General features: G+C 52.7%; 3 rRNA genes. All 3 read left to right on the top strand.

Annotation, left to right across the window (positions count from 1 at the left end):
* Positions 1–384 precede the first annotated feature (384 nt).
* The 3 genes from WMP96_RS11590 to rrf all read left to right on the top strand — a co-directional run bounded on the left by WMP96_RS11590 (position 385) and on the right by rrf (position 5,681).
* Positions 385–1,902, top strand: a 16S ribosomal RNA gene (locus WMP96_RS11590).
* Between the two features lie 468 nt (positions 1,903–2,370).
* Positions 2,371–5,435, top strand: a 23S ribosomal RNA gene (locus WMP96_RS11585).
* 128 nt (positions 5,436–5,563) lie between these two features.
* A 5S ribosomal RNA gene (gene rrf / locus WMP96_RS11580) occupies positions 5,564–5,681 on the top strand.
* Together the 16S, 23S and 5S rRNA genes form the textbook arrangement of a ribosomal RNA operon.
* The last annotated feature ends 62 nt before the right edge of the window (positions 5,682–5,743 follow it).

Below are 5,743 nucleotides of genomic sequence, written 5' to 3'. Positions count from 1 at the left end.
TGGTGGTGATGTTTGAGAACTCAATAGTGTGCCAATGTACTTTTTATTTTTTGTGTGCATGGTTGTGTGTTGATTGGTTTGTCTGCCAGCAGGCTTAGTGGTTTGTTGGTTGGTGTGTGCCGGTTGGGTATGTGGAACACGTACCTTTTTGAATGCTGTTTGGTGTTTCGGCTGCATTGAGATGGATTGGTTGGCATGTGATTGTGTTTACCTTTTTGGTTTCCTCTTTTTGACCCCGTCGGGTTGAGGGGACTGTTTATTTTTTTCTTTGTAGTAATTTTTTGGACGCCAGCATGAGCTGCATTTTGTGTGGTTTGTGGTGGTTTGTTCTTTTGTTGGGTTTCGGGCTTTTCACGGCCTGTTTCGGATTTGTTCTGAAATTTTTTTGTGGAGAGTTTGATCCTGGCTCAGGACGAACGCTGGCGGCGTGCTTAACACATGCAAGTCGAACGGAAAGGCCCTGCTTGCAGGGTACTCGAGTGGCGAACGGGTGAGTAACACGTGGGTGATCTGCCCTGCACTTCGGGATAAGCCTGGGAAACTGGGTCTAATACCGGATAGGAGCCATTTTTAGTGTGATGGTTGGAAAGTTTTTTCGGTGTAGGATGAGCTCGCGGCCTATCAGCTTGTTGGTGGGGTAATGGCCTACCAAGGCGGCGACGGGTAGCCGGCCTGAGAGGGTGGACGGCCACATTGGGACTGAGATACGGCCCAGACTCCTACGGGAGGCAGCAGTGGGGAATATTGCACAATGGGCGCAAGCCTGATGCAGCGACGCCGCGTGGGGGATGACGGCCTTCGGGTTGTAAACTCCTTTCGCTAGGGACGAAGCTTTTTGTGACGGTACCTAGATAAGAAGCACCGGCTAACTACGTGCCAGCAGCCGCGGTAATACGTAGGGTGCGAGCGTTGTCCGGAATTACTGGGCGTAAAGGGCTCGTAGGTGGTTTGTCGCGTCGTCTGTGAAATTCCGGGGCTTAACTCCGGGCGTGCAGGCGATACGGGCATAACTTGAGTACTGTAGGGGTAACTGGAATTCCTGGTGTAGCGGTGAAATGCGCAGATATCAGGAGGAACACCGATGGCGAAGGCAGGTTACTGGGCAGTTACTGACGCTGAGGAGCGAAAGCATGGGTAGCGAACAGGATTAGATACCCTGGTAGTCCATGCCGTAAACGGTGGGCGCTAGGTGTGAGGGTCTTTTCACGACTTTCGTGCCGTAGCTAACGCATTAAGCGCCCCGCCTGGGGAGTACGGCCGCAAGGCTAAAACTCAAAGGAATTGACGGGGGCCCGCACAAGCGGCGGAGCATGTGGATTAATTCGATGCAACGCGAAGAACCTTACCTGGGCTTGACATACACCGGATCGGGCTAGAGATAGTCTTTCCCTTTGTGGCTGGTGTACAGGTGGTGCATGGTTGTCGTCAGCTCGTGTCGTGAGATGTTGGGTTAAGTCCCGCAACGAGCGCAACCCTTGTCTTATGTTGCCAGCATTTGGTTGGGGACTCATGAGAGACTGCCGGGGTCAACTCGGAGGAAGGTGGGGATGACGTCAAATCATCATGCCCCTTATGTCCAGGGCTTCACACATGCTACAATGGTCGGTACAACGCGCAGCGACACTGTGAGGTGGAGCGAATCGCTGAAAGCCGGCCTTAGTTCGGATTGGGGTCTGCAACTCGACCCCATGAAGTCGGAGTCGCTAGTAATCGCAGATCAGCAACGCTGCGGTGAATACGTTCCCGGGCCTTGTACACACCGCCCGTCACGTCATGAAAGTTGGTAACACCCGAAGCCGGTGGCCCAAACTTGTTAGGGAGCCGTCGAAGGTGGGATCGGCGATTGGGACGAAGTCGTAACAAGGTACCCGTACCGGAAGGTGCGGGTGGATCACCTCCTTTCTAAGGAGCTTTATTATTAGGCACAGTTGTGCCTTGTCCTGCCACTTTGTGGTGGGTGTTGGTTGAGTGTGCGAGTGTCATGCTGCCAACGTTATTTGTTTGAAAATTTCCGGGTGGAAGATACACCTTTAAGACAAAGACCGAGTGTTTGAATGGCGCTTTGTGACACACAGTGTCGTGCACATGAGAAGTAAGTGTTTGTTTGTATGTTGGTGCATTGTTGGGTGTCTGGGGCATTATCCCCTTTTTGTGGTGCCTGACCATTTTGCTGGTGTGCATGGTTTGTGTGTGCTGGTTGATGGTTGGGGTGTTGTGTGAGAACTGTATAGTGGACGCGAGCATTAAACACATGTAACGGGCTGCGCTTTTGTGTGGTGTGTTGTGTGTGTTTGTGTGATTTCTTTTTTGTGTTTATTTTGTCAAGTTCACTTGTGTGGCCGCCCGCGCTTTTTGTGTGTGGTGGTTTGTGTGTTCGTTATTAAGGGCGCATGGTGGATGCCTTGGCATGCTGAGCCGATGAAGGACGTGAAAGGCTGCGTTAAGCCTCGGGGAGTTGTCAATTAAGCGTTGATCCGAGGATGTCCGAATGGGGAAACCTGGCCCTGGTTATGTGGGGTTACCCTTCAGTGAATTCATAGCTGTTGTGGGGGTTTACGCGGGGAAGTGAAACATCTCAGTACCCGTAGGAGAAGAAAATAATAATGATTCTGCTAGTAGTGGCGAACGAACGTGGATGAGGCTAAACCGTGTGCATGTGATACCTGGTAGGGGTTGTGTGTGCGGTGTTGTGGGCCCTGATGTGCGGTGACTACCATTGCCGCGCCCTCGCATTGTTGTTAGGTGAAGTGGTTTGGAATGGCCTGCCGGAGTAGGTGAGAGTCCTGTAGCTGAAGATGATGATGTGTGGGTTGTTGGGTTGCCCGAGTAGCAGCGGGCTCGTGGAATCTGCTGTGAATCTGCCGGGACCACCCGGTAAGCCTAGATACTCAGTGTGACCGATAGTGTATGAGTACCGTGAGGGAATGGTGAAAAGTACCCCGGGAGGGGAGTGAAATAGTTCCTGAAACCATGTGCTTACAATCCGTCAGAGCACCGTGTGTGTGTGATGGCGTGCCTTTTGAAGAATGAGCCTGCGAGTCAGCGGCATGTCGCGAGGTTAACCCGTGTGGGGTAGCCGTAGGGAAACCGAATCCTAATGGGGTGTTAAGTGGCATGTCCTGGACCCGAAGCGGGGTGATCTACCCATGGCCAGTGTGAAGCAGCTGTAAGAGGTTGTGGAGGCGCGAACCCACGTAGGTTGAAAACTGCGGGGATGAGCTGTGGGTAGGGGTGAAAGGCCAATCAAACTCCGTGATAGCTGGTTCTCCCCGAAATGCATTTAGGTGCAGCGTCGTATTATAGCTTGGTGGAGGTAGAGCTACTGGTTGGTTGAGCGGGACTACAATCTTAGCAATGTCAGCCAAACTCCGAATGCCACTAATTGTGTTGTACGGCAGTGAGACTGTGGGGGATAAGCTTCATAGTCGAGAGGGAAACAGCCCAGATCGCCGGTTAAGGCCCCTAAGGGTGTACTAAGTGGAAAAGGATGTGGGATCGCGAAGACAGCCAGGAGGTTGGCTTAGAAGCAGCCATCCTTGAAAGAGTGCGTAATAGCTCACTGGTCGAGTGGTTCTGCGCCGACAATGTAGTGGGGCTCAAGTACACCGCCGAAGCCGCGGCAACTTTTTTGTTGGGTAGGGGAGCGTCGTGCATGGGTTGAAGCGTTACCGTAAGGAGGCGTGGACTGTGTGCGAGTGAGAATGCAGGCATGAGTAACGAATTGATAGGTGAGAATCCTATCCGCCGGATGACTAAGGGTTCCTGGGTCAAGTTCGTCTTCCCAGGGTGAGTCGGGACCTAAGGCGAGGCCGACAGGCGTAGTCGATGGATAACCAGTTGATATTCTGGTACCCGTACATGCGCGCCCATGATAAAGCACTGATACTAACCACCGCGGATGCATTGCTGGTCTTCTTTGAAGTCTGGTGGTGTTGATGTCGTGGGGCCTGATGTGTGGTTCAAGTGATGGGGTGACGCAGTGAGGTAGCCACGCCACTTATTGGATTGGTGGTGTAAGCGTGCAGACCGTGTGGTAGGTAAATCCGCTGCACTTTTGGTTGAGGCGTGATGCGTAGACCCATTGGGGTTGATGGTGGTGATCCTGTACTGTCGAGAAAAGCCTCTAGCGATGTGTGTGTATGGCCCGTACCCTAAACCGACACAGGTGGTCAGGTTGAAAATACTAAGGCGTTCGGGTGAACTGTGGTTAAGGAATTCGGCAAAATGCCCCCGTAACTTCGGGAGAAGGGGGGCCCTACGATGTGAAGGTCCGTGCGGCTGGAAGCGTTGTGGGGTCGCAGAGAATAGAGGGAAGCGACTGTTTATCAAAAACACAGGTCCATGCGAAGACGTTAAGTTGATGTATATGGACTGACGCCTGCCCGGTGCTGGAAGGTTAAGAGGACCGGTTAGTCAACGTTGTTGGCGAAGCTGAGAATTTAAGCCCCAGTAAACGGCGGTGGTAACTATAACCATCCTAAGGTAGCGAAATTCCTTGTCGGGTAAGTTCCGACCTGCACGAATGGCGTAACGACTTCTCTGCTGTCTCAACCACAGGCCCGGTGAAATTGCACTACGAGTAAAGATGCTCGTTACGCGCGGCAGGACGAAAAGACCCCGGGACCTTCACTATAGCTTGGTATTGGTGTTTGGTTCGGTTTGTGTAGGATAGGTGGGAGACTTGGAAGCTATCACGCTAGTGGTGGTGGAGTCGTTGTTGAAATACCACTCTGATCGGATTGAGCATCTAACCTTGGCCCATGATCTGGGTTGGGGACAGTGCCTGGTGGGTAGTTTAACTGGGGCGGTTGCCTCCCAAAATGTAACGGAGGCGCCCAAAGGTTCCCTCAGCCTGGTTGGCAATCAGGTGGTGAGTGTAAGTGCACAAGGGAGCTTGACTGTGAGACAGACATGTCGAGCAGGGACGAAAGTCGGGACTAGTGATCCGGCACCTACTTGTGGATGTGGTGTCGCTCAACGGATAAAAGGTACCCCGGGGATAACAGGCTGATCTTCCCCAAGAGTCCATATCGACGGGATGGTTTGGCACCTCGATGTCGGCTCGTCGCATCCTGGGGCTGGAGTAGGTCCCAAGGGTTGGGCTGTTCGCCCATTAAAGCGGCACGCGAGCTGGGTTCAGAACGTCGTGAGACAGTTCGGTCTCTATCCGCCGCGCGCGTTGAAACTTGAAGAAAGCTGTCCCTAGTACGAGAGGACCGGGACGGACGTACCTCTAGTGTGCCAGTTATCCCGCCAGGGGTATCGCTGGTTGGCTACGTACGGAAGGGATAACCGCTGAAAGCATCTAAGCGGGAAGCCTGTTTTAAGATGAGGTTTCGTTAAGGTCCCCTAAAGACGATAGGGTAGATAGGCCAGACCTGGACGCACTGTAAGGTGTGAAGGCTACTGGTACTAATTGACCACAACAAACACCAACACACACTATGTGTGCTGGCAAAAACAACAAAAACAAGAAACAGTCACTGTCGTGACCGCGTCCACTATGCAGTATCTGACACAACACCCAAACACCCATCAAAGAGGGTAGATGTTCTGAAAGTTTGTCGGTGGTCAATAGCTGCAGGGAAACGCCCGGTCCCATTCCGAACCCGGAAGCTAAGCCTGCACACGCTGATGGTACTGCAACCGGGAGGTTGTGGGAGAGTAAGTCACCGCCGACACCAAACAACAAAAACACAACAAAATACAACAAAGAAGAGGACGGCACACCACCGCCCTCTTC

The organism is Corynebacterium sp. KPL4035 (assembly GCF_037908325.1).
Lineage (GTDB): Bacteria > Actinomycetota > Actinomycetes > Mycobacteriales > Mycobacteriaceae > Corynebacterium > Corynebacterium kefirresidentii.
The sequence above is the reverse complement of the archived record's forward strand: the minus strand, read 5'-3'. Positions and strand labels throughout refer to the sequence as shown.